The organism is Streptomyces sp. NPDC043738 (assembly GCF_056436545.1).
In genome coordinates this window covers 134,464-153,253 of record NZ_JBWKCJ010000017.1, presented here as the reverse complement: position 1 = coordinate 153,253, position 18,790 = coordinate 134,464, and the positions used below count along the sequence as shown (strand labels likewise).

Annotated in this window: 16 protein-coding genes and 1 pseudogene; 11 read left to right on the top strand and 6 right to left on the bottom strand. The window is 72.0% G+C overall.

All coding sequences use genetic code 11. The features are described from left to right. From AC0680_RS22785 to AC0680_RS22755, 7 genes are all read left to right on the top strand, one after another. On the top strand, positions 1-1,677 hold the full coding sequence (locus tag AC0680_RS22785; protein WP_478631631.1) for a sensor histidine kinase: 1,677 nt from the start codon (positions 1-3) through the stop codon (positions 1,675-1,677). Then, positions 1,674-2,366: a response regulator gene (locus AC0680_RS22780; protein ID WP_478631629.1), complete on the top strand. Its 693-nt coding sequence runs from the start codon at positions 1,674-1,676 to the stop codon at positions 2,364-2,366. The genes AC0680_RS22785 and AC0680_RS22780 overlap by 4 nt, the downstream gene beginning before the upstream one ends. Before the next feature lie 111 nt (positions 2,367-2,477). Next, entirely contained in the window at positions 2,478-3,215 is a 738-nt protein-coding gene (locus AC0680_RS22775) for a FadR/GntR family transcriptional regulator (protein ID WP_478631627.1), read from the top strand. Positions 3,216-3,288: 73 nt separating this feature from the next. Next, on the top strand, positions 3,289-4,779 hold the full coding sequence (locus AC0680_RS22770; protein ID WP_478631624.1) for an amino acid permease: 1,491 nt from the start codon (positions 3,289-3,291) through the stop codon (positions 4,777-4,779). A 26-nt stretch (positions 4,780-4,805) separates the two neighbouring features. Further along, the gene (locus AC0680_RS22765) at positions 4,806-5,852 is read left to right on the top strand and encodes an asparaginase (protein WP_478631621.1); all 1,047 of its coding nucleotides are present in this window, start codon (positions 4,806-4,808) and stop codon (positions 5,850-5,852) included. A gap of 84 nt (positions 5,853-5,936) precedes the next feature. Next, a complete protein-coding gene (gene aspA / locus AC0680_RS22760; RefSeq protein WP_478631618.1) occupies positions 5,937-7,346 on the top strand; it encodes an aspartate ammonia-lyase in 1,410 nt (469 codons plus the stop codon). A 114-nt stretch (positions 7,347-7,460) separates the two neighbouring features. Next, positions 7,461-8,255 (top strand): carbon-nitrogen hydrolase family protein, encoded by a 795-nt coding sequence (locus AC0680_RS22755; protein WP_478631617.1) that lies wholly within the window; start codon positions 7,461-7,463, stop codon positions 8,253-8,255. Between the two features lie 37 nt (positions 8,256-8,292). Here the strand turns inward: AC0680_RS22755 and AC0680_RS22750 are convergent, their stop codons facing one another. Beyond that, positions 8,293-8,919, bottom strand: coding sequence for a GntR family transcriptional regulator (locus AC0680_RS22750; protein ID WP_478631616.1), 627 nt, complete (start codon positions 8,917-8,919; stop codon positions 8,293-8,295). 103 nt (positions 8,920-9,022) lie between these two features. After that, positions 9,023-9,400: an ArsR/SmtB family transcription factor gene (locus tag AC0680_RS22745; protein ID WP_467657399.1), complete on the bottom strand. Its 378-nt coding sequence runs from the start codon at positions 9,398-9,400 to the stop codon at positions 9,023-9,025. Between the two features lie 96 nt (positions 9,401-9,496). Between AC0680_RS22745 and AC0680_RS22740 the strand changes: the two genes are divergently transcribed. Next, complete coding sequence (locus tag AC0680_RS22740) at positions 9,497-11,494, top strand: heavy metal translocating P-type ATPase (RefSeq protein ID WP_478631612.1); 1,998 nt, start codon at positions 9,497-9,499, stop codon at positions 11,492-11,494. A gap of 67 nt (positions 11,495-11,561) precedes the next feature. Here the strand turns inward: AC0680_RS22740 and AC0680_RS22735 are convergent, their stop codons facing one another. The 3 genes from AC0680_RS22735 to AC0680_RS22725 form a co-directional block, all read right to left on the bottom strand. Further along, positions 11,562-12,482 (bottom strand): phosphorothioated DNA-binding restriction endonuclease, encoded by a 921-nt coding sequence (locus AC0680_RS22735; RefSeq protein WP_478631610.1) that lies wholly within the window; start codon positions 12,480-12,482, stop codon positions 11,562-11,564. A 233-nt stretch (positions 12,483-12,715) separates the two neighbouring features. Beyond that, a complete protein-coding gene (locus AC0680_RS22730; protein ID WP_478631607.1) occupies positions 12,716-13,444 on the bottom strand; it encodes a DUF6333 family protein in 729 nt (242 codons plus the stop codon). Between the two features lie 173 nt (positions 13,445-13,617). Next, entirely contained in the window at positions 13,618-14,250 is a 633-nt protein-coding gene (locus tag AC0680_RS22725; protein WP_478631604.1) for a TetR/AcrR family transcriptional regulator, read from the bottom strand. A gap of 197 nt (positions 14,251-14,447) precedes the next feature. Between AC0680_RS22725 and AC0680_RS22720 the strand changes: the two genes are divergently transcribed. Together AC0680_RS22720 and AC0680_RS22715 are read left to right on the top strand one after the other, a co-directional pair. Beyond that, on the top strand, positions 14,448-15,224 hold the full coding sequence (locus AC0680_RS22720; RefSeq protein ID WP_478631602.1) for an SDR family oxidoreductase: 777 nt from the start codon (positions 14,448-14,450) through the stop codon (positions 15,222-15,224). A gap of 71 nt (positions 15,225-15,295) precedes the next feature. Further along, positions 15,296-15,733, top strand: a complete 438-nt coding sequence (locus tag AC0680_RS22715) for an SRPBCC family protein (protein ID WP_478631599.1) — start codon at positions 15,296-15,298, stop codon at positions 15,731-15,733. 15 nt (positions 15,734-15,748) lie between these two features. On the opposite strand, the pseudogene AC0680_RS22710 reads toward AC0680_RS22715, so the two are convergent. Continuing rightward, positions 15,749-15,859 (bottom strand): annotated as a pseudogene (locus tag AC0680_RS22710) (IS5/IS1182 family transposase); the annotation flags it as partial. A gap of 282 nt (positions 15,860-16,141) precedes the next feature. Here AC0680_RS22710 and rph point away from each other — a divergent pair. After that, a complete protein-coding gene (rph, locus tag AC0680_RS22705) occupies positions 16,142-18,754 on the top strand; it encodes a rifamycin-inactivating phosphotransferase (protein WP_478631597.1) in 2,613 nt (870 codons plus the stop codon). Positions 18,755-18,790 lie beyond the last annotated feature (36 nt).

Below are 18,790 nucleotides of genomic sequence, written 5' to 3'. Positions count from 1 at the left end.
ATGCGGATCCACTGGCCCCGGCGCGTCTTCGCGCAGGTACTGACGGCACAGGTGACCCTCACCACCGGCGTGCTGGCGCTTGCCACCAGCCTGTTCCTCGCCCCGCTCAGCTCCGAGCTGGACGACCAGGCGATGCGGCGGGCGCTGTCCATCGCCCAGACCGCGGCCGCCGATCCCGACCTCGCACCCCGGCTCGTCGCCACCGAGCCGGATGCCCGCGGCCCGGTGCAGGCGGAAGCGGAGCGGATCCGCCGGGCGACCGGGGCGCTGTACGTCGTGGTGATGGACACCCGCGGGGTGCGCTGGTCGCACACCCGCACCGCCGAGATCGGCCGGCACGTCTCCACCGACCCGAGCCGCACCCTGGCCGGTCAGGAGGTGCGGCAGATCGACACCGGGACGCTGGGGCGTTCGGCCCGCGCCAAGGTGCCGCTGCGCGACGCCCGCGGCCGGATCGTCGGCGCGGTCTCGGTCGGCATCGCCTACGACAGCGTCCGGGGGCGGCTGCTGGGCACCATCCCCACCGTGCTGCGGTACGCCGGTGCGGCACTGGCCGTCGGCGTACTGGCCGCCGTCGTGCTCTCCCGCCGTCTTCGCCGCCGTACGCACGGCGTGGCGTTCGCCGACATCTCCGCGCTGCTCGACGAGCGCGAGGCGATGCTGCACAGCATCCGGGAGGGCGTGGTGGCCTTCGACCGGCGGGGCCGGATCCGGCTGGTCAACGACGAGGCCGGGCGGCTGCTCGGGCTCGGTGCGGGGGCCGCGGGACGGGCGTTGGACGAGGTGCTGCCACCGGGCCGGACGACGGATGTGCTGGCCGGACGCGTGGACGGAACGGATCTGCTGGCCGTGTGCGGTGGCCGGGTGCTGATCGCGAACCGGGTGCCGACACGGGACGGCGGGGCCGTGGTGACGCTGCGGGACCGCACCGAGCTGGAGCTGCTGGGCCGTGAACTGGACAGCACCCAGGGGCTGTTGGACGCACTGCGGGCCCAGGACCACGAGCATGCCAACCAGCTGCACACCGTGCGCGGACTGCTGGAACTGGGCCGGCACGACAAGGCGGTGGAGTTCGTCACCGAAGTGGCCGGCGCCCACCGGGCGTCCGCCGAGCAGATCGCCGAGCGGGTGCACGACCCGCTGCTGTCGGCGCTGCTGGTCGGCAAGGCGGCCATCGCCGCCGAGCGCGGGGTGTCGCTGCGGGTGTCGTCCTCGACGCTGCTGCCCGATGCGGTCGTCGACCCGCGCGACCTGGTGACCGTACTGGGCAATCTCCTCGACAACGCACTGGACGCCACCGCCGGGCGCCGCCGCGAGCAGCCGTTCGTCGAGGTGGAGCTGCGCGCCGAGGGCACCACGGCCGTGCTGCGGGTCTCGGACACCGGGCCGGGAGTGCCGCCCGAACTGCGCGAGCGGATCTTCGCCGAGGGCTGGACCACGAAGGCCGCGGTGCCGGCCCCGGGCGACCGCGCCTCCGGAGGGCCGGTGGCCTTCCGGCGCGGCCGGGGCATCGGCCTGGCGCTGGTGCGCCGGCTCGCCGAGCGCCACGGCGGGATGGCCCGGGTGACCGCCCGCGCGGGCGGCGGTGCGGTGTTCACCGTCGTCCTGCCCGACGCGCTCGCCACGACCCTGGACGGCGAGGCGAGCACACCCACGACGATCGGAACGGCGAGATGATCGATGTCCTGGTCGTCGACGACGACTTCCATGTCGCCGAGATCAACGCCGCGTACGTCTCCCAGGTGCCCGGCTTCCGCGTCACCGGTCGCGCCCACACCGCCGCCCAGGCCCTGGCCGCCTTGGAGCGCACGCCGGTCGACCTGGTGCTGCTCGATCACTACCTTCCGGACGAGACCGGTCTGGCCCTGGTGCGGCGGCTGCGGCAGCTGGGCCACCGCGCGGACGTGATCATGGTGACGGCGGCCCGTGACGTGAGCACGATCCAGGACGCCATGCGCTCCGGTGCGCTGCAGTACCTCGTCAAGCCCTTCGGCTTCTCCGGACTGCGCGCCAAGCTCGACGGCTATGCCGCGCTGCGCCGCACGGTCGAGGGGGTGGGCGGCCGCGGCGAGGCCGGCCAGGAGCAGGTCGACCGGATCTTCGGCGCCTTCCGGACCGCCGGAGCCCCCCACACCGAGCTGCCCAAAGGCCACTCGGCGGCCACCGTCGACCTGGTCCGGCGCGTCCTGGACGAGGCCGGGCACCCGCTGTCCGCGCACGAGGTCGCCGAACGCTCCGGCGTCAGCCGCTCCACCGCCCAGCGCTACCTCAAGCATCTGGAGCGCAGCGGCCATATCGCCCTGACGCTCAAATACGGCGACACCGGGCGGCCCGAGCACCGCTACCAGTGGGCGGACGCACAGTGACACCACCGGGTCGCCGACTGTGACCAGGTACGACGTGCGCCCCGGGCCGGACTTCGGCGAAGCGCGTCACACCCCTTGACAGCGCCCCCCGCCGGACTCGACGATCCCGGGGTGAACCTGTCAGACAGCCAGACAGCTGGCGATCCGCCCCGGCGGGTGAGTGCGATGGAAGCGGTACTGAACCATCTGCGCGGCGCCATCGAGCGGGGCGACTACGCGGTCGGGGAGAAGCTCCCCTCGGAGGCAGAGCTCTGCCGTCGCCTGGAAGTGAGCAGACCCGTGCTCCGCGAGGCCCTGCGGGCGCTCCAGACGATGGGGCTGACGGTGTCGCGCACCGGCAAGGGCACCTTCGTCGTCTCCGACGGCGCGGTCGCCGACCCCACCTTCGGCGACTACGCGGCCAGCGACCTCCTCGAAGTACGCCGGCACGTGGAGATCCCGGTGGCCGGATACGCGGCGGTGCGCCGCACCCCCGAGGACCTCGACCAGCTCGGTCACCTGCTGGAGCGGATGGAGCGGGAGACCGACACCACCGCCTGGGTCGCCATGGACACGCTCTTCCACCTCGCCATCGCCCAGGCGGCCCGCAACCCGGTCTTCCGGCGGGTGATCGAGGAGATCCGCGATGCGCTGGCCCGGCAGTCGGCCTTCCTCAACGAGCTCGGCGGACGGCGTGAGCAGGCGAACCGGGAGCACCGGGCGATCGTCGAGGCGCTGATCGACCAGTCCGAGCACGATGCGGCCGAGGCCATGGAGCACCACCTGGCACGCGTCGAGTCGACGCTGACCACCATCGTGCGGCCGTCCCACCGTACGAGCCCTTCCACAGGAAACGAGGATCACGCGTGAGCCACCGCAGCGAGATCACCATGGCAAGGCGCGCGTCTCGCGCAGCCGAGGCCGAGCGAAGCGAGGTCCCGGCATGAGCGAGCAGCACCTCCGGACGGCGGAACCGCAGTCAGAGCAGCGGACCGAACCTCGGCACGTCGACGCGGGAGACGTCGGTTACAGCAAGTCGCTGAAGTCCCGGCACGTCAACATGATCGCCATCGGCGGCGCGATCGGCACCGGACTGTTCCTCGGTGCGGGCGGCCGGCTGGCCGGCGCCGGGCCCTCGCTGGCCGTGGCGTACGCGGTCTGCGGTGTCTTCGCCTTCCTCGTGGTCCGCGCGCTGGGAGAACTGGTGCTGCACCGCCCGTCCTCGGGCGCCTTCGTCTCCTACGCCCGGGAGTTCCTCGGCGAGAAGGGGGCGTTCGTCGCGGGCTGGATGTACTTCCTGAACTGGGCCACCACCGGCATCGCCGACATCACGGCGGTGGCGACCTACACCCACTACTGGGGCATGTTCTCCGACATCCCGCAGTGGGTGATCGCCCTGATCGCGCTCGCGGTCGTGCTGGCCGTGAACCTGATCTCCGTGAAGATCTTCGGTGAGCTGGAGTTCTGGTTCGCGATCGTCAAGGTCGGCGCGCTGGTCGTCTTCATGCTGATCGGCATCTTCCTGCTGGTCACCCAGCACCCGGTCGCCGGCCACTCCCCCGGTCCCTCCCTGATCACCGACAACGGCGGTGTCTTCCCCACCGGCACGCTGGCGATGCTGCTGGTCGTCCAGGGGGTCGTCTTCGCCTACGCCTCGGTCGAGCTGGTCGGTGTCACCGCGGGTGAGACCGCGGAGCCGGAGAAGGTCATGCCCAAGGCGATCAACTCCATCATGTGGCGGGTGGGAGTGTTCTACGTCGGCTCGGTGGTCCTGCTGACGATGCTGCTGCCCTGGAACGCGTACTCGGCCGGCGAGTCCCCCTTCGTGACCGTGCTGTCCAACGTGGGGGTGCCCGCGGCCGGCGGTGTGATGAACCTCGTGGTGCTCACCGCCGCGATGTCCAGCCTGAACTCCGGCCTCTACTCCACCGGCCGCATCCTGCGCTCGATGGCGATGTCCGGTTCCGCGCCGCGGTTCACCGGCGTGATGAGCCGCAGCCACGTCCCCTACGGCGGCATCCTGCTCACGTCGGGGGTCTGCGTGCTGGGCGTGGGCCTGAACTACGTCGTGCCCAGCGAGGCCTTCGAGATCGTGCTGAACTTCGCGGCGATCGGCATCCTCAGCACCTGGGCCATGATCATGCTCTGCCATCTGCTCTTCTGGCGGAAGGCGCGGGCCGGACAGCTCGTCCGCCCGAGCTACCGGCTCCCCGGCTCCCCGTGGACCGAGATCGTCACGCTGGCCTTCCTCGCCATGGTCCTGGTCCTGATGTGGGCCGACGGCGGCGCCGGCCGGACCACCATCCTCTCCCTGCCCCTGATCGTGGCCGCGCTGGTCGGCGGCTGGTTCCTGGTACGGGGCCGGGTCGGGACCGTACGGGATGCGGCGGGGCGTCAGGACGCCGCGGACACCCACCACACCGACAACCCCTAGAGCACCGAGAGCACCGAGAACCGATCATGAGTCAGAGCACCACCCTGCCGCGCCGCGCTCCCCAGGCACCGCCCGAGATCCGCGAACCGGCCCACGCTCCCGTCGCCCATGTGGTGCGCGGCGGCATCGTCGAGGGCGTCCACCACGGATCGGTGGTGGTCCTGGCGGCCGACGGGAGCGTCGCGTTCCAGACCGGCGACATCGAGGCCGCCTTCTACCCGCGCTCGGCGCTCAAGCCGGTCCAGGCGGTCGGCCTGCTGCGCGCGGGGCTGCCGCCCCTGGACGACGAGGCGCTGGCGCTGGTCGCGGCCAGCCACTCCGGTGAGGAGCGGCACCTGGCCACCGCCCGGCGCATCCTCACCACCGCCGGTCTGGCCGAGGACGACCTGCGCAACGTCCCCGACCTGCCGTACGGAAGCTCCGTACGGGACGAGTGGATCGGGCGGGGTCTCGGCCCCACCCGGCTCGCCCAGAACTGCTCGGGCAAGCACGCCGCCATGCTGCTGACGGCCCGGACCCGGGACTGGCGGCTGGAGGACTACCTCGACCCGGAGCACCCGCTCCAGCGGGAGATCGCCGCGGCCGTCGAGGACCTCACCGGTCAGCGCATCGCCCGCGTCACCGTCGACGGCTGCGGCGCGCCGCTGTTCGCCGTCTCCCTGCACGGCCTGACCCGGGCCGCCGCCCGCCTGGCGACCGCCGCTCCCGGCACCGAGGAGGGCCGGGTCGCCCACGCCATGCGCGAGCACCCCGAGATGGTCTCCGGGAGCGGACGGGACGTCGCCCGGCTGGTGCGGGCCGTCCCGGGGCTGCTCGCCAAGGACGGCTTCGAGGGCGTGCAGATCGCGGCGCTGCCGGACGGACGGGCCGTCGGTGTGAAGATCGCCGACGGCGCCGACCGCGCCCGGATGCCGGTGACGGCGGCGGCCCTGGCCCGCTGCGGGATCGATCCCGAGGTCCTCGCCCCCTTCGCCGCCACACCGGTCATCGGTGGCGGCGCCCCGGTCGGGGCGCTCCGGGCGGCGGGCGCGCTCGCCCAGCCCGCCGCCGGCACCCGCCCCACCCCCTCCTGACCCCACGTCAACTCCCCCTGGGCCGCGCCCACCCACCCCTCACGGCGCCCGTCGCCGCCCACCTCGCAAAGGACCACCCGCACCATGACCGCCGCCGCCCACCGCCGCGAACACGATCTGCTCGGCGACCGCGAGATACCCGCCGACGCGTACTGGGGCGTGCACACCCTGCGCGCCGTGGAGAACTTCCCCATCACCGGTACGCCGATCTCCGCCTACCCGCACCTGATCAACGCGCTCGCCGCCGTCAAGGAGGCCGCCGCCCGCGCCAACCAGGACCTCGGACTGCTCGATGCCGAGCGGGCCGACGCCATCGCCGCCGCCTGCCGCGAGATCCGGGCCGACGGCCGGCTGCACGACCAGTTCGTCGTCGACGTCATCCAGGGCGGTGCCGGCACCTCGACGAACATGAACGCCAACGAGGTGATCGCCAACCGGGCCCTGGAGATCCTGGGCCACGACAAGGGCGACTACCGCCATCTGCACCCCAACGAGCACGTCAACCTCAGCCAGTCGACCAACGACGTCTACCCGACCGCGGTGAACGTGGCCACGATCAGCACCGTACGGGAGCTGCTCGACGCGATGACCGTGCTGCGCGAGGCCTTCGCCGCCAAGGCCGAGGAGTTCCGCGACGTCCTCAAGATGGGCCGCACCCAGCTCCAGGACGCGGTGCCGATGACGCTGGGCCAGGAGTTCTCGGCGTACGCGGTGATGCTGGAGGAGGACCAGAGCCGGCTGGCCGAGGCGGTACTGCTCATCCACGAGATCAACCTCGGCGCCACCGCCATCGGCACCGGGCTCAACGCGCCCAAGGGCTACGCCGCGGCGGCCCGCGACCACCTGGCGGCCCTGACCGGCCTGCCGCTGGTCACCGCCGCCAACCTCGTCGAGGCGACGCAGGACTGCGGGGCGTTCGTCCACCTCTCCGGCGTCCTCAAGCGCATCGCCGTCAAGCTCTCCAAGAGCTGCAACGACCTGCGGCTGCTGTCCTCCGGCCCGCGCGCCGGCCTCGCGGAGATCAACCTGCCGCCGGTGCAGGCCGGTTCGAGCATCATGCCCGGCAAGGTCAACCCGGTGATCCCGGAGGTCGTCAACCAGGTCGCCTTCGAGGTCATCGGCAACGACGTCACCATCACCATGGCCGCCGAGGCGGGCCAGCTCCAGCTCAACGCGTTCGAGCCAGTCATCCTGCACTCCCTCTCGGAGAGCATCACCCACCTCGGTGCCGCCTGCCGCACGCTCGCCGAGCGCTGCGTGGTGGGCATCACCGCCAACACCGAGACCCTCCGCGCGAGCGTGGAGAACTCCATCGGGCTGGTCACCGCCCTCAACCCGCACATCGGGTACACCGCCGCCACCGCGATCGCCAAGGAAGCCCTCGCCACCGGGCGCGGGGTCGCCGAACTGGTCCTGGAGCAGGGGCTGCTCCCGGCGGAGCGGCTCGCGGCGCTGCTGCGCCCGGAGGAGGTCGCGGGGACGGGGACCCGGTAGCCCCTCCGGTGCCGCGACGGCCCGGCCCGCGCTCGCGGGGTCGGGCCGTTCCCGTACTCGGTTCGGGCAGGATGGGCACAAGGGAAGCACGAGGGAAGAGGGAAGAGAGATCGCATGCGTATCGCGCTGTGCCAGATGACGGCATCGACCGACCCGAAGGAGAACCTCGCGGCGGTGACGGAGCAGGTGCGCCGGGCGGCCCGCGAGGGGGCGCGGCTCGCGGTTCTTCCCGAGGCCTCCATGGTGCGCTTCGGGGTGCCGCTCGGGCCGGTGGCGGAGCCGCTGGACGGGCCGTGGGCGGAAGGTGTGCGCTCCGTCGCCCGTGAGACGGGGGTGACGGTGGTGGTGGGCATGTTCACCCCGGCGCCCGACGGCCGGGTCGCCAACACCCTGCTGGCCACCGGGCCCGATGTCGAGGAGTCCTACGACAAGATCCACCTCTATGACGCCTTCGGGTTCCGGGAGTCCGACACGGTCGCGGCGGGCACGCGGGTGGTCACCATCGACGTCGACGGGGTCCGGGTGGGCCTGGCGACCTGCTACGACCTGCGGTTCCCGGAGCTCTTCCGGGCCCACGCCGACGCGGGGGCGACGCTGTCGGTGCTGCCCGCCGCCTGGGGCGCGGGACCGGGCAAGCGCGCGCAGTGGGACTTGCTGGTGCGGGCCCGCGCCCTGGACGCGACGGTGTGGCTGGCGGCCGTCGGCCAGGCCGCCCCGGACCCGGCGGCCGATCCGGAGGCGCGCACCAAGGCCCCGACCGGCGTCGGGCGCAGCGTGCTGGTCGGCCCCGACGGGACCGTCCGCGCCCAGCTGGGCAGCGCGCCGGAACTGCTGGTCGCCGACGCGGACATCGAGGAGACCGAGCGGGTGCGACGGGCCGTGGCCGTGCTGGACAACCGCCGGCTGTAGGGGATGTCGCGCCGCGGCCGCGCACCGCGGCGGCCGGTCAGGCGGCCAGCAGGATGCGCTGGGTCGCCCGAAGATGGCGGTCGATGGCCGCGCAGGCGGCCGCGGCGTCGCCGGCGGCCAGTCCGTCGAGGATCCGGCGGTGTTCGGCGAGGATCTCGTGCCGGCGGTGGTCGGAACGGTAGAGCGGGATCGCGCCGGCCCTGGTCTGGCGGCTGCGCAGCGCGGCGTACTGACGGCTCATCAGCGCGTTGCCGGCGGCGGCGACCAGGGCGACGTGGAAGCGCAGGTCGGCGGCGAGGAACTCCTGGACGCTGCCGGTGCCGCGCAGGGCGTCCTGCTGGGCGAGGATGGCGGTCAGCTCGTCGACGGGCACGGTGCCCTCGGCCGTCGTGCGCTCGGCGGCGAAGCGCTCGATCAGGCCGCGCATCTCCATCAGTTCGGCGATCTCCCGGCCGGACAGCGGGGCGATGTGCGCCCCGCGCTTGGGGACCAGCCGCACCAGGTCCTCGGCGGCGAGCAGCAGCAGGGCCTCGCGGATGGGGGTGCGCGAGACGCCGATCCGGTCGGCGATCTCCTGCTCGGACAGGAAGCGGTCCTGCATCTCCGGGTCGGCCAGCACGGTGTCCTTGAGATACGCGTAGGCCTTCTCGCGCCCCGACTGCATCGCCCGCTCCCCCACTCGTGAAGATCCACGCACATCGACGGCACGGCATACGAGCTGTATGTGAAATGCGCGTGGTATGCGAAGGCTACACGGCGCCCGGTCGTCAGCGGCGCACCGCGTCCGGTGCTTCTGATGGAGCGTCACGCAGCCCCAGGCGCAGATGCTCGACATGGAAGAGCGCCTGATCGAGCAGCTCGGCGACATGGTGGTCGTAGAGGGCGTAGACGATCGAGCGGCCGTTGCGCTCGCCGGTGACCAGGCCGAGGTTGCGCAGCAGCCGGAGCTGATGGGAGCAGGCGGACTGCTCCATGCCGACGGCGGCGGCGAGGTCGCCGACCGCGCAGGGGCTCTCCTGCAGGCGGGCGAGGATCCGCAGCCGGGAGGGCGTGGACAGGGCCTGGAGTGTCGCGGCGACATCGGCGGCCCCGACGGCGTCCAGGCGTTCGCGGGTGGTGCTGCGGTTGTCCATTCCGTGGCCCATGGAGCCATCCTAGCGACGAAAGATGAATGCCTCTTCATTTATTCCTGTACGGTGATGAGGTTGCCGGTCCCCGCACCCGTGAAGGGCTGATTCGCCATGCCTTCTGCCGCGCCCTCCGCCGTACTGCGGCGTCCACCACGGCCGGCCCCGCCTCGTCGGCAACCCTCCCGGCGCACCCGCGCGTTCGCGCTGCCCGAGGTCGGCTGGGCGGCCGCGGCCGCCGTCGCGTTCCTGCTCGCGCTGCCGCTGCAGCTCACCGGCGCACCGGCGTGGACCTGGGGACCGCTGTACGCGCTGGCGTATGCGGCGGGCGGCTGGGAGCCGGCCTGGTCCGGGCTGCGGGCGCTCAAGGACCGCACCCTCGACGTGGATCTGCTGATGGTCGTCGCCGCGATCGGGGCGGCCGCCATCGGCCAGGTGCTGGACGGCGCACTGCTGATCGTCATCTTCGCCGGCTCCGGGGCCCTGGAGGCGCTGGCCACCGCCCGTACCGAGGACTCGGTGCGCGGTCTGCTCGATCTCGCGCCGACCACCGCGACCAGGCTGACCGGCAACGACGACGATCCCGAGGCCGAGGAGAGCGTGGCCGCCGCGGACCTCGCGGTGGGCGACGTCATCGTGGTCCGCCCGGGAGAGCGGGTCGGCGCGGACGGCCGCGTACTGCACGGGAGCAGCGAGGTCGACCAGGCGACCATCACCGGCGAGCCGCTTCCGGTGGCCAAGCGGCCCGGTGACGAGGTGTTCGCCGGCACCCTCAACGGCACCGGCGCGCTGCGGGTCGAGGTCGTGCGCGACGCGGGCGATTCGGTCATCGCGCGGATCGTGGCCATGGTCGCCGAGGCCTCCCGGACCAAGGCGCCGACGCAGCTGTTCATCGAGAAGGTCGAACAGCGCTACTCGGTCGGCATGGTGGCCGCCACCCTCGCCGTCTTCACCGTCCCGCTCCTCTTCGGCGCGGACCCGACCCGCTCCCTGCTGCGGGCGATGACCTTCATGATCGTCGCGTCGCCGTGCGCGGTGGTGCTGGCGACCATGCCGCCGCTGCTGTCGGCCGTCGCCAACGCCGGACGGCACGGCGTACTGGTCAAATCCGCCGTCGTGATGGAACGCCTCGGCGAGGTGGACACCGTCGCGCTCGACAAGACGGGCACGCTGACACAGGGCGCCCCCCAGGTCAGTGCGATCCGCCCGCTGCCGGACCCCGGCCCGACCGAGGAGACCCTGCTGACCTGGGCGGCCGCGGCCGAGCACGGCGGCGAACACCCCCTGGCCCGCGCGATCGTGGCCGCCGCCCGCGAACGAGGCCTGTCGCTGCCCGCCGCCGAGGAGTTCACCGCCTCCCCCGGCATCGGCGTGCACGCCACCGTCGGCGGCGCACGCATCGAGGTGGGCGCCCCGGCCCGGCTGCTGCCCGCCGGCCGTCCGGCCACCGCCGCGGCCGAATCACTCGTCGCGGAGCTGGAGCGGGACGGGCTCACCGCCGTAGTCGTCCTGCGGGACGGTGTGCCGGCCGGGGTGCTGGGGCTCGCCGACCGGCTGCGCCCCGGCGCGGCCGCCACCGTCGCCGCCCTCCAGGCCCTCACCGGCCGGATGCCGATGCTGCTGACCGGTGACAATCCACGCGCCGCGGCCCGGCCGGCCGCCGAGACCGGCATCGTCGACGTACGCGCCGGCCTGCTGCCCCAGGACAAGGTCGACGCGGTGCGCGCACAGCAGACGGCCGGGCGGCGGGTGCTGGTGGTGGGCGACGGGGTGAACGACGCCCCCGCCCTGGCGGCCGCGCACACCGGTGTCGCCATGGGCCGAGCCGGCAGCGACCTCGCCCTGGAGACCGCCGACGCGGTGATCGTCCGGGACGAACTGGCCACCGTTCCGGCGGTGTTGGCGCTGTCCCGGACGGCCCGCCGACTCGTCGCCCAGAACCTGTGCCTCGCCGCGGTCTTCCTCTGCGGCCTGGTCGTCTGGGACCTCGCCGGAGACCTCCCGCTGCCGCTGGGCGTCCTCGGCCACGAGGGCTCCACGGTCCTCGTCGGCCTCAACGGCCTGCGTCTGCTGCGCGATACGGCCTGGCAGCGGGCGGCCCGGGCGGGGTGAGGGGGCGCCGGATCCGGGTTCCGGCGCGGCGTGAAACGGCCCGCATCGCCCCATGGCGCACGGGCTGTCACATGGAACGCACCGGCCTGCCCGCCGGCTCTCGGGGTGCGCCGTGGAAGACCTGTTGAACGTGCCACTCGCGGTGTCGTCTCGCAACCGGCAGGACGCCCGGCTGCGGTCCGATGACCGGCCGGCCCGCGAGGGCGAGGACGTGCTGCCGGCTGGCCTCGCTGCGGCCGACGAAACGTTGGGAGACGAGGATGCGGTGATCGCCTCCGAGGCCCAGGACCCCCTTGTCGAAGAGCTTGTGGTGCAACGAGCACAGGCACAGGCCGTTGTCGACCTCGTCCGGCCCGTCATGTGACCACCAGCGCACATGCGCGGCCTCCAGCCCGACCGTGCTCGCGCCGAGCGCCCCGTCGTAACCACAGAACGCGCACCGGAACTCGTAGGCCGTCAATATGAGTTCACGCATGCGTCGATCACGTTGCCGCCGCGCCGGGGCACCCGCGCCGTGCACGACCCCGGTCTCGGCAAGCTCCAGGTCGAGACCGACGGCTTCGCACAGATCGAGGTGCAGCGACGGCGGGAAGTGGGTGTCCAGCAGGACTCTGATCAGCCGGCCCAGCAGCGACGGCTCCTCGGCGAGCGCGGCCCGCAGGCCCGGCGCGAGCCGGCCGGTGGCCCCACTGGAACGAAGGACCCGGACCCCGCTTCCCGGGCTCCCCGGGCCCTGGTCGGTCCTGACCTCCCACACGCCATCACTGACGAGGTGGTGGAAGGGGTATGCGGGCGTCGTCGGGTGCGAGGGCCCGTACTCGGTGAGCAACCGCTTGAGCTCCTCCTCGACCGAGCTGTAGCGCAGTTCGCCGCCGGCATCCTGCTGATAGCTGCCGAGCGCGTACAGCAGCAACAACGGCTTGTGCGGGGCCCGGACGTCGCTGCTCGTCCACCGTCTCAGCTTCGCCACCCGATCAAGCCAGTCCATGGCCGCCAGGGTAGTTCGCGCCCGCCGGAGTCCCGGCCGGGGTCTGCCGGTACCCGCGCAGTGGCCACTATGACCTCGGGCGCCGCCTCGTCCGGATGCAGACTCACCCGCGCGGTGCCGGCCGCGACCGTGTTCCAGCCCGGCTCCGACCCCACCCGGTACGGCAGGTCCTGTTGGTCCGTCACTCACCCTCCCCGTTCCCGACGCCCTCGACCGAACGAACTGAAGGTACGTCAGCCCGTGCTGAAGTAGAGGGATTCCATGTGGCTGGTGGCGTACTCGCCGTGCCGTACTCGCAGCACCGAGGCCTCCAGGTCGGACCTGCCCCACGGGTCGGCGTCCCCGAGGCACGCGGTCGCGAGCGCGCCCCAGTCGTTCTGGTTCGGCTCGTCGTCCAGGTCGAAGTACACGCCAAGGTCGTCGAGGGCCTCCGTGGTGATGCCGAGGGCGGTCATCACCGCCTGGGGGTCGCCGGCGACGACGAACGGTTCGTCGCCGGGCCGGCCGCAGGCGTGGAACATGGTGCCGTCGGGGAGCCATACGAGGTCTTCGGTGTGCTCGGCGCCGCAGTGCACTTCCACCCGGCCCACGATCCGCGCGTCGGGGAAGCGCTTGCGCAGGCGGGCGGCCTCGGCGAGGAGCGGCATGTCGTTGCCGTCGTCCGCGAACGCCGGATCGGAGATCGACATGACGTTGCCCCACGCCCCGGCCTGGACGACGTCCAGATCGGCCCGGGTGGTGACCGTGTGGGTGTCGCTCTGCTTGCGGGGGCCGAGGTCTTCGATCACGCCGTCGATCGTGTCCAGCGAGCGGGCCAACGCGGCGGCCCGGGCGGGATCGTTGGGCGGGAGCTCCGCCGCGTCGACGATGAACGGCGGCTGGAGGACGGTCAGTTCGTAGCGGGCTCCGCTGCCGGTGGTCATGCGGTCTGCCGGGACCGTCCAGAACGCGTTGTCGAGCATGGGGTATACGGTATCGGTGTGACGATCCGACCTGGGGTCCGGTAGCCGGACCAGCCCCCTAAAGTCCGGGCCTGGTACGGAAGTTGGTCGCGCGGGCGCCCCGCCCTGGCATGGCAGGAGACCCGGGGAAGCCCCGCGCCGACGGATCGGCCAGGTCCACGTGGGCGCGTCGACTACTCGTCGACGGATGGCCCGGGCTTCGCCTGGAGCTCGTCGAGCCGCAGGAACGCCAGCGCGCGGCGCATCAGATCGACGAGTTCCTCGGGCTCGTCCTGCCAGGCCCAGTGCTCCATGGTGACGGTGAACGCATCCAGGACCGCGGTGGTCAGCAGACGCACTTCGAGACTGTCGACAGGGGCGTGCACGCGGGATGCCAGCGCGGGCGCGAGCCGTTCCTGCATCTCCCGGCCCGCGGCGAGCCAGCGCATCTTCAGGGCGGGGACGGTCCCCATGACCCGGACCAGCCGACGGGCCCGGGCGGCGTCCTCCAGGCGCCGCTCGGCCGTCGCCGTCCCGAAGGACGCCTCGATGGCGGTGCTGAGCGGTTCCGCGACCGGATGTTCCGCGAGGACGTCCACGAGCTGGCCGACGCTGGAGGCGTAGAGGGGGGTGAGGGCGTCCTCCTTCGCCGGGCAGTAGCGGTAGAAGGTGCGCAGGGAGACGCCCGCGGCCGAGGCGATGTCCTCGACCGTCGTCGTGTCGTACCCGCGGTCGGCGAAGAGGGTCGCCGCGGCCTCCGCGATCTCCAGCCGAGTCTGAAGGCGCCGATGTTCCGTCAGGGACGGACGACCCCGCGCTGCCGCCATTGTGTGCTCCTTGCCGTGCTTCGCCTCGGCCTTTATTGTCACAGACAGATTTTTTGGCACGCCATGCCAAAAAAGCGTATGTTGATCAGCGACTGATCAGGAGCCGATCGATCGGCGACCGGCGGCGTGCGGCCGACGGCCGAAACGTGCAGTGATCAGCGACCGGCGAACGTAGAGCCCCAGCGAAGGAGCCGACCATGTCCCGTACCTACCTCGTCACCGGAGCCGCCTCCGGCATCGGCAAGGCCACCGCCACCCGGCTCAAGGAGCAGGGGAACACGGTCATCGGCGCCGACCTCAGGGACGCCGATATCGTGGCAGACCTCGCCACGCCCGATGGCCGGGCCCATCTGGTCGAGCGTGCAGGCGAGTTGAGCGGTGGACGACTCGACGCCGTGATCGCGGGCGCCGGCCTCGCCGGTTTCGAACCGCGCGCCGTCAGCGTCAACTACTTCGGCGCGGTCGCCACCTTGGAAGGGCTGCGTCCCCTGCTGGCCGCCGGCACGGACCCGCGCGCCGTCGTCATCGCCTCGGTCGCCTCCCTCCACCCTCACGACACGGCCATCGCCGAGGCGGCGCTCGCCGGTGACGAGGAAGCGGCGCTGGCCGCCGCCCAGGCGGCGGTCGACCGGGGAGAGGGCTATGCGATCTACGGCTCGACCAAGGCCGCCATGGCCCGATGGATCCGCCGCACCGCCGTGACCGCCGACTGGGCGGGCGCCGGTATCCCGCTCAACGCCATCGCCCCCGGAACCGTCGTCACCCCGATGACCGAACCCATGCTGGCCAGCCCCGACGTACGCAAGATCGTCGACGCGACCGTCCCCATGCCGCTCCACGGCCACGCCCAGCCGGCACAGATCGCTCCCCTCCTGGCCTGGCTCACCTCACCCGAGAACGAACTGGTCACCGGTCAGGTCGTCTTCATCGACGGCGGCGCCGACGCCGTACTGCGCGGCGACGGAACGTGGTGAACCGCCGGGGGAAGCGACGGATCAGAGACAACCCGCAGTCCTCGCAACCCGCAGTCCTCGGAGGTCCTTGCGTGCACACGCTCACCCGTACCGCCGTCGTCACCGCCGACCCCGATGCCGTCTGGCGGATCATCGGCAAGTTCGGCGGCCTCGCCGACTGGCACCCCCTGCTGCCGCCGTCCGTGATCGAGGACGGCGCCGATCCCGAGTCGCCCGGGGCGGTGCAGGCGTTCTCCGTCAACGGCCAAGTGGTCATCCGGGAACGGCTCCTGGAGAAGGACGACTCGCGCCGGATGCTCCGCTACACCATCCATGAATCCGCCGCCCCTGTCTCCGACTACGTCTCCACGCTGTCCGTGCGGCCGCACGAGGCGGGCGCCGAGATCCACTGGGTCGCGACATACGAGGCCGCCGACGAACTCGTCCCCGCGATCGAGAAGCAATTCGGCGACACCATCTACGCCACCGGCCTGAACGCCCTCAAGGAACGCTTCGCCCTGCCCGCCTAGGGCGTGCCCGGCGGGTCATGCGCGAAGCCGGCGGCGAAGGGCTGCGGCGGTGACGGTGCCGTGCACGACGTACGCCCTCTTGCCGAAGCGCGTGGCCGCCGCCCGGCGGATCTTCAACCGGTTGAGGGGCGCCACACGGCAAAGGCAAGGAGATGTCTCTCCTTGCCACTCTCAACGTATAGCGCACCGGGGGGCTTGCGGCAAGACCCGGGTGGTGGCGCAAAATCGTCGGCCGAGGCCACAAGCTGCAGAAATGGGGCACGACGTGCGTGTGTTGTCGACGTATGGGGGACGCGGTGAGGTCGAACCAGTGGGGGTGCTGACGAGAGGTTCGACAGAGCTGGCGACGCCGGTGATTCGATCGGCCGGTGCAGGGCGACGGGACACGACTGCCGCGGAGGTGTCGCGATGACCGAGCAGTACGTGTGGGATCTTCACGAGGTTGACGAGACACAGGTCTCGGTCGTCGGCGGCAAGGGCGCGCACCTGGGCGGGCTGTCACGGATCGAAGGCATCCGCGTGCCGGCCGGCTTCTGCGTGACGACGGACGCCTTCCGGCGGATCATGGCGGAAGCACCGTCGATCGGCGATCGGCTCGATCAGCTGTCGCGCCTGGCTCGCTTCGACGGGGAGGGGGACGACCGGGAGGCGATCCGCACGCTCAGCGCGCAGATCCGCCGGACCATCGAAGGGATCGCCATCCCGGACGACCTCGCGGCGGCGATCACCCGCGCGCTCGCCCGGCACGGTGAGCAGGCCGCCTTCGCCGTCCGATCCAGCGCGACGGCGGAGGACCTGCCGACGGCCTCGTTCGCCGGCCAGCAGGACACCTACCTGAACGTCGTGGGGCCGACGGCGGTCCTTCAGCACGTCAGCCGGTGCTGGGCCTCGCTGTTCACCGAGCGGGCCGTGACCTACCGCCGGCGCAACGGCATCGACCACCGTACGGTCCACATGGCCGTGGTCGTGCAGCAGATGGTGTTCCCGGATGCGGCCGGCATCCTGTTCACGGCCGACCCCGTCACGGGCAACCGGAAGGTCGCCACCGTGGACGCCGGCTTCGGCCTCGGCGAGGCCCTGGTATCCGGCCTGGTGAACCCGGACGTCTTCAAGGTGCGGGACGGCGAAGTCGTCGCCAGGACGATCGCCGCCAAAGAGCGTGCCGTTCAGGCCCTGTCGGCCGGCGGTACGCAGGAAGTGGCGATCGACGCGCGGCGGCAGGAGCAGCCGGCGCTGACGGACGCGCAGGTGGTGCGGCTCGTGCGGCTCGGGCGGCGGATCGAGGCGCACTTCGGCCGCCCGCAGGACATCGAATGGTGTCTGGTCGACGACGGCTTCCAGATCGTGCAGAGCCGGCCGATCACGACGCTGTTCCCCGTCCCCGAGACCCGCGACCAGGAGAATCACGTCTACGTCTCCGTCGGTCATGGGCAGATGATGACCGACCCCATGAAGCCCCTGGGGTTCTCCATGTGGCAGCTGACGGCGATGGTGCCGATGCACGAGGCCGGCGGGAGGCTGTTCGTCGACGTCACCCGGCGCCTGGCCTCGCCCGCGAGCCGCGCCGGACTCCTGGACGTCCTGGGGAGAGGCGATCCGCTGATCAGGGACGCTCTGGAGACCGTCCTCGAGCGCGACGACTTCGTCCCGTCGCTCCCGGACGCAGGACCCGGCGGACCGCCGGTCGGCGGTGCGCCCGCGCCGATCGAGACCGATCCGGCCATCGTCACCGAGCTGATCGAGCGCAGCCGGGCGTCCATCGCCGCCCTGGAGCGCGACATCCGGACGAAGACCGGGCCGGCGCTGTTCGACTTCCTGCTGGAGGCCTTCGAGGAGCACAAGCGAGTCCTCAGTGATCCGCTGAGCATGCAGGCGATCATGGCGGGGATGGAGGCCACGTGGTGGCTCAACGACCAGCTGCTGGAGTGGCTCGGCGAGAAGAACGCGGCCGACACGCTGACGCTGTCCGCCCCCGACAACATCACGTCGGAGATGGGGCTGGCGCTGCTCGACGTCGCGGACGTGATCCGCCCGCACCCGGAGGTGGTGGCGTTCCTGCAGGGCGTCGAGGACGAGGACTTCCTGGACGAGCTGGCGAAGCTCGCGGGCGGGACCGAAGCGCGCGACGCCATGGAGGCCTACCTCGACCGGTACGGCATGCGTTGCGTCGGCGAGATCGACATCACGAGGCCGCGTTGGCGCGAGCGCCCCACCACGCTCGTGCCCGTGATCCTCGACAACGTCAGGAACTTCGAGCCGGGCGCCGCCGAGCGACGGTTCGAGGAAGGCCGGCAGAAGGCGCGGAAGAAGGAACAGGACGTGCTGTCGCGCTTGCGGGCCCTGCCGGACGGGGACCGGAAGGCCGACGAGGCCAAGCGCATGATCGACCGGGTCAGGACCTTCATCGGGTACCGGGAGTACCCGAAGTACGGCATCGTCAGCCGCTACTTCGTCTACAAGCAGGCCCTGTCGGCGGAGGCCGAGCGCCTGGTGCGGGCAGGCGTGCTTGCCGAGAAGGAGGACGTCTTCTACCTCACGTTCCAGGAACTCCACGACGTCGTGCGCTCGCACCGGGTGGACGACCAGCTCATCCAGCAGCGCAAGGACGCCTTCCGGTCGTACCACGCGCTCACACCGCCCCGGGTGCTCACCTCGGACGGTGAGGCCGTCACCGGCGCGTACCGGCGCGACGACGTGCCGGCCGGTGCCCTGATCGGCCTACCGGTCTCCGCCGGGACCGTCGAGGGAAGAGCCCGCGTCATCCTCGACATGGCGCAGGCCGATCTCGAAGCGGGCGACATCCTGGTCACGCCCTTCACGGACCCCAGCTGGTCGCCGCTGTTCGTCGGAATCGCGGGCCTGGTGACGGAGGTGGGCGGCCTGATGACCCATGGCGCGGTGATCGCCCGGGAGTACGGACTGCCGGCCGTCGTGGGCGTGGAGCAGGCCACCCGGCTGATCCGGGACGGACAGCGGATCCGCCTGCACGGAACCGACGGGTACATCGAGCTCCTGCCCTGACCGGCCGTACCGAGAAGGCGTAGCCCGTACGGCGGC

Bases quoted from the DNA above. Each gene is read 5' to 3' on its own strand.
- AC0680_RS22785 (WP_478631631.1), top strand. From the start codon at position 1: ATGCGGATCCACTGGCCCCGGCGCGTCTTCGCGCAGGTACTGACGGCA.
- AC0680_RS22720 (WP_478631602.1), top strand. From the start codon at position 14,448: ATGTCCCGTACCTACCTCGTCACCGGAGCCGCCTCCGGCATCGGCAAG.
- aspA (WP_478631618.1), top strand. From the start codon at position 5,937: ATGACCGCCGCCGCCCACCGCCGCGAACACGATCTGCTCGGCGACCGC.
- AC0680_RS22730 (WP_478631607.1), bottom strand. From the start codon at position 13,444: ATGCTCGACAACGCGTTCTGGACGGTCCCGGCAGACCGCATGACCACC.
- AC0680_RS22735 (WP_478631610.1), bottom strand. From the start codon at position 12,482: ATGGACTGGCTTGATCGGGTGGCGAAGCTGAGACGGTGGACGAGCAGC.
- AC0680_RS22725 (WP_478631604.1), bottom strand. From the start codon at position 14,250: ATGGCGGCAGCGCGGGGTCGTCCGTCCCTGACGGAACATCGGCGCCTT.
- AC0680_RS22740 (WP_478631612.1), top strand. From the start codon at position 9,497: ATGCCTTCTGCCGCGCCCTCCGCCGTACTGCGGCGTCCACCACGGCCG.
- AC0680_RS22755 (WP_478631617.1), top strand. From the start codon at position 7,461: ATGCGTATCGCGCTGTGCCAGATGACGGCATCGACCGACCCGAAGGAG.
- AC0680_RS22750 (WP_478631616.1), bottom strand. From the start codon at position 8,919: ATGCAGTCGGGGCGCGAGAAGGCCTACGCGTATCTCAAGGACACCGTG.
- rph (WP_478631597.1), top strand. From the start codon at position 16,142: ATGACCGAGCAGTACGTGTGGGATCTTCACGAGGTTGACGAGACACAG.
- AC0680_RS22765 (WP_478631621.1), top strand. From the start codon at position 4,806: ATGAGTCAGAGCACCACCCTGCCGCGCCGCGCTCCCCAGGCACCGCCC.
- AC0680_RS22780 (WP_478631629.1), top strand. From the start codon at position 1,674: ATGATCGATGTCCTGGTCGTCGACGACGACTTCCATGTCGCCGAGATC.
- AC0680_RS22770 (WP_478631624.1), top strand. From the start codon at position 3,289: ATGAGCGAGCAGCACCTCCGGACGGCGGAACCGCAGTCAGAGCAGCGG.
- AC0680_RS22745 (WP_467657399.1), bottom strand. From the start codon at position 9,400: ATGGGCCACGGAATGGACAACCGCAGCACCACCCGCGAACGCCTGGAC.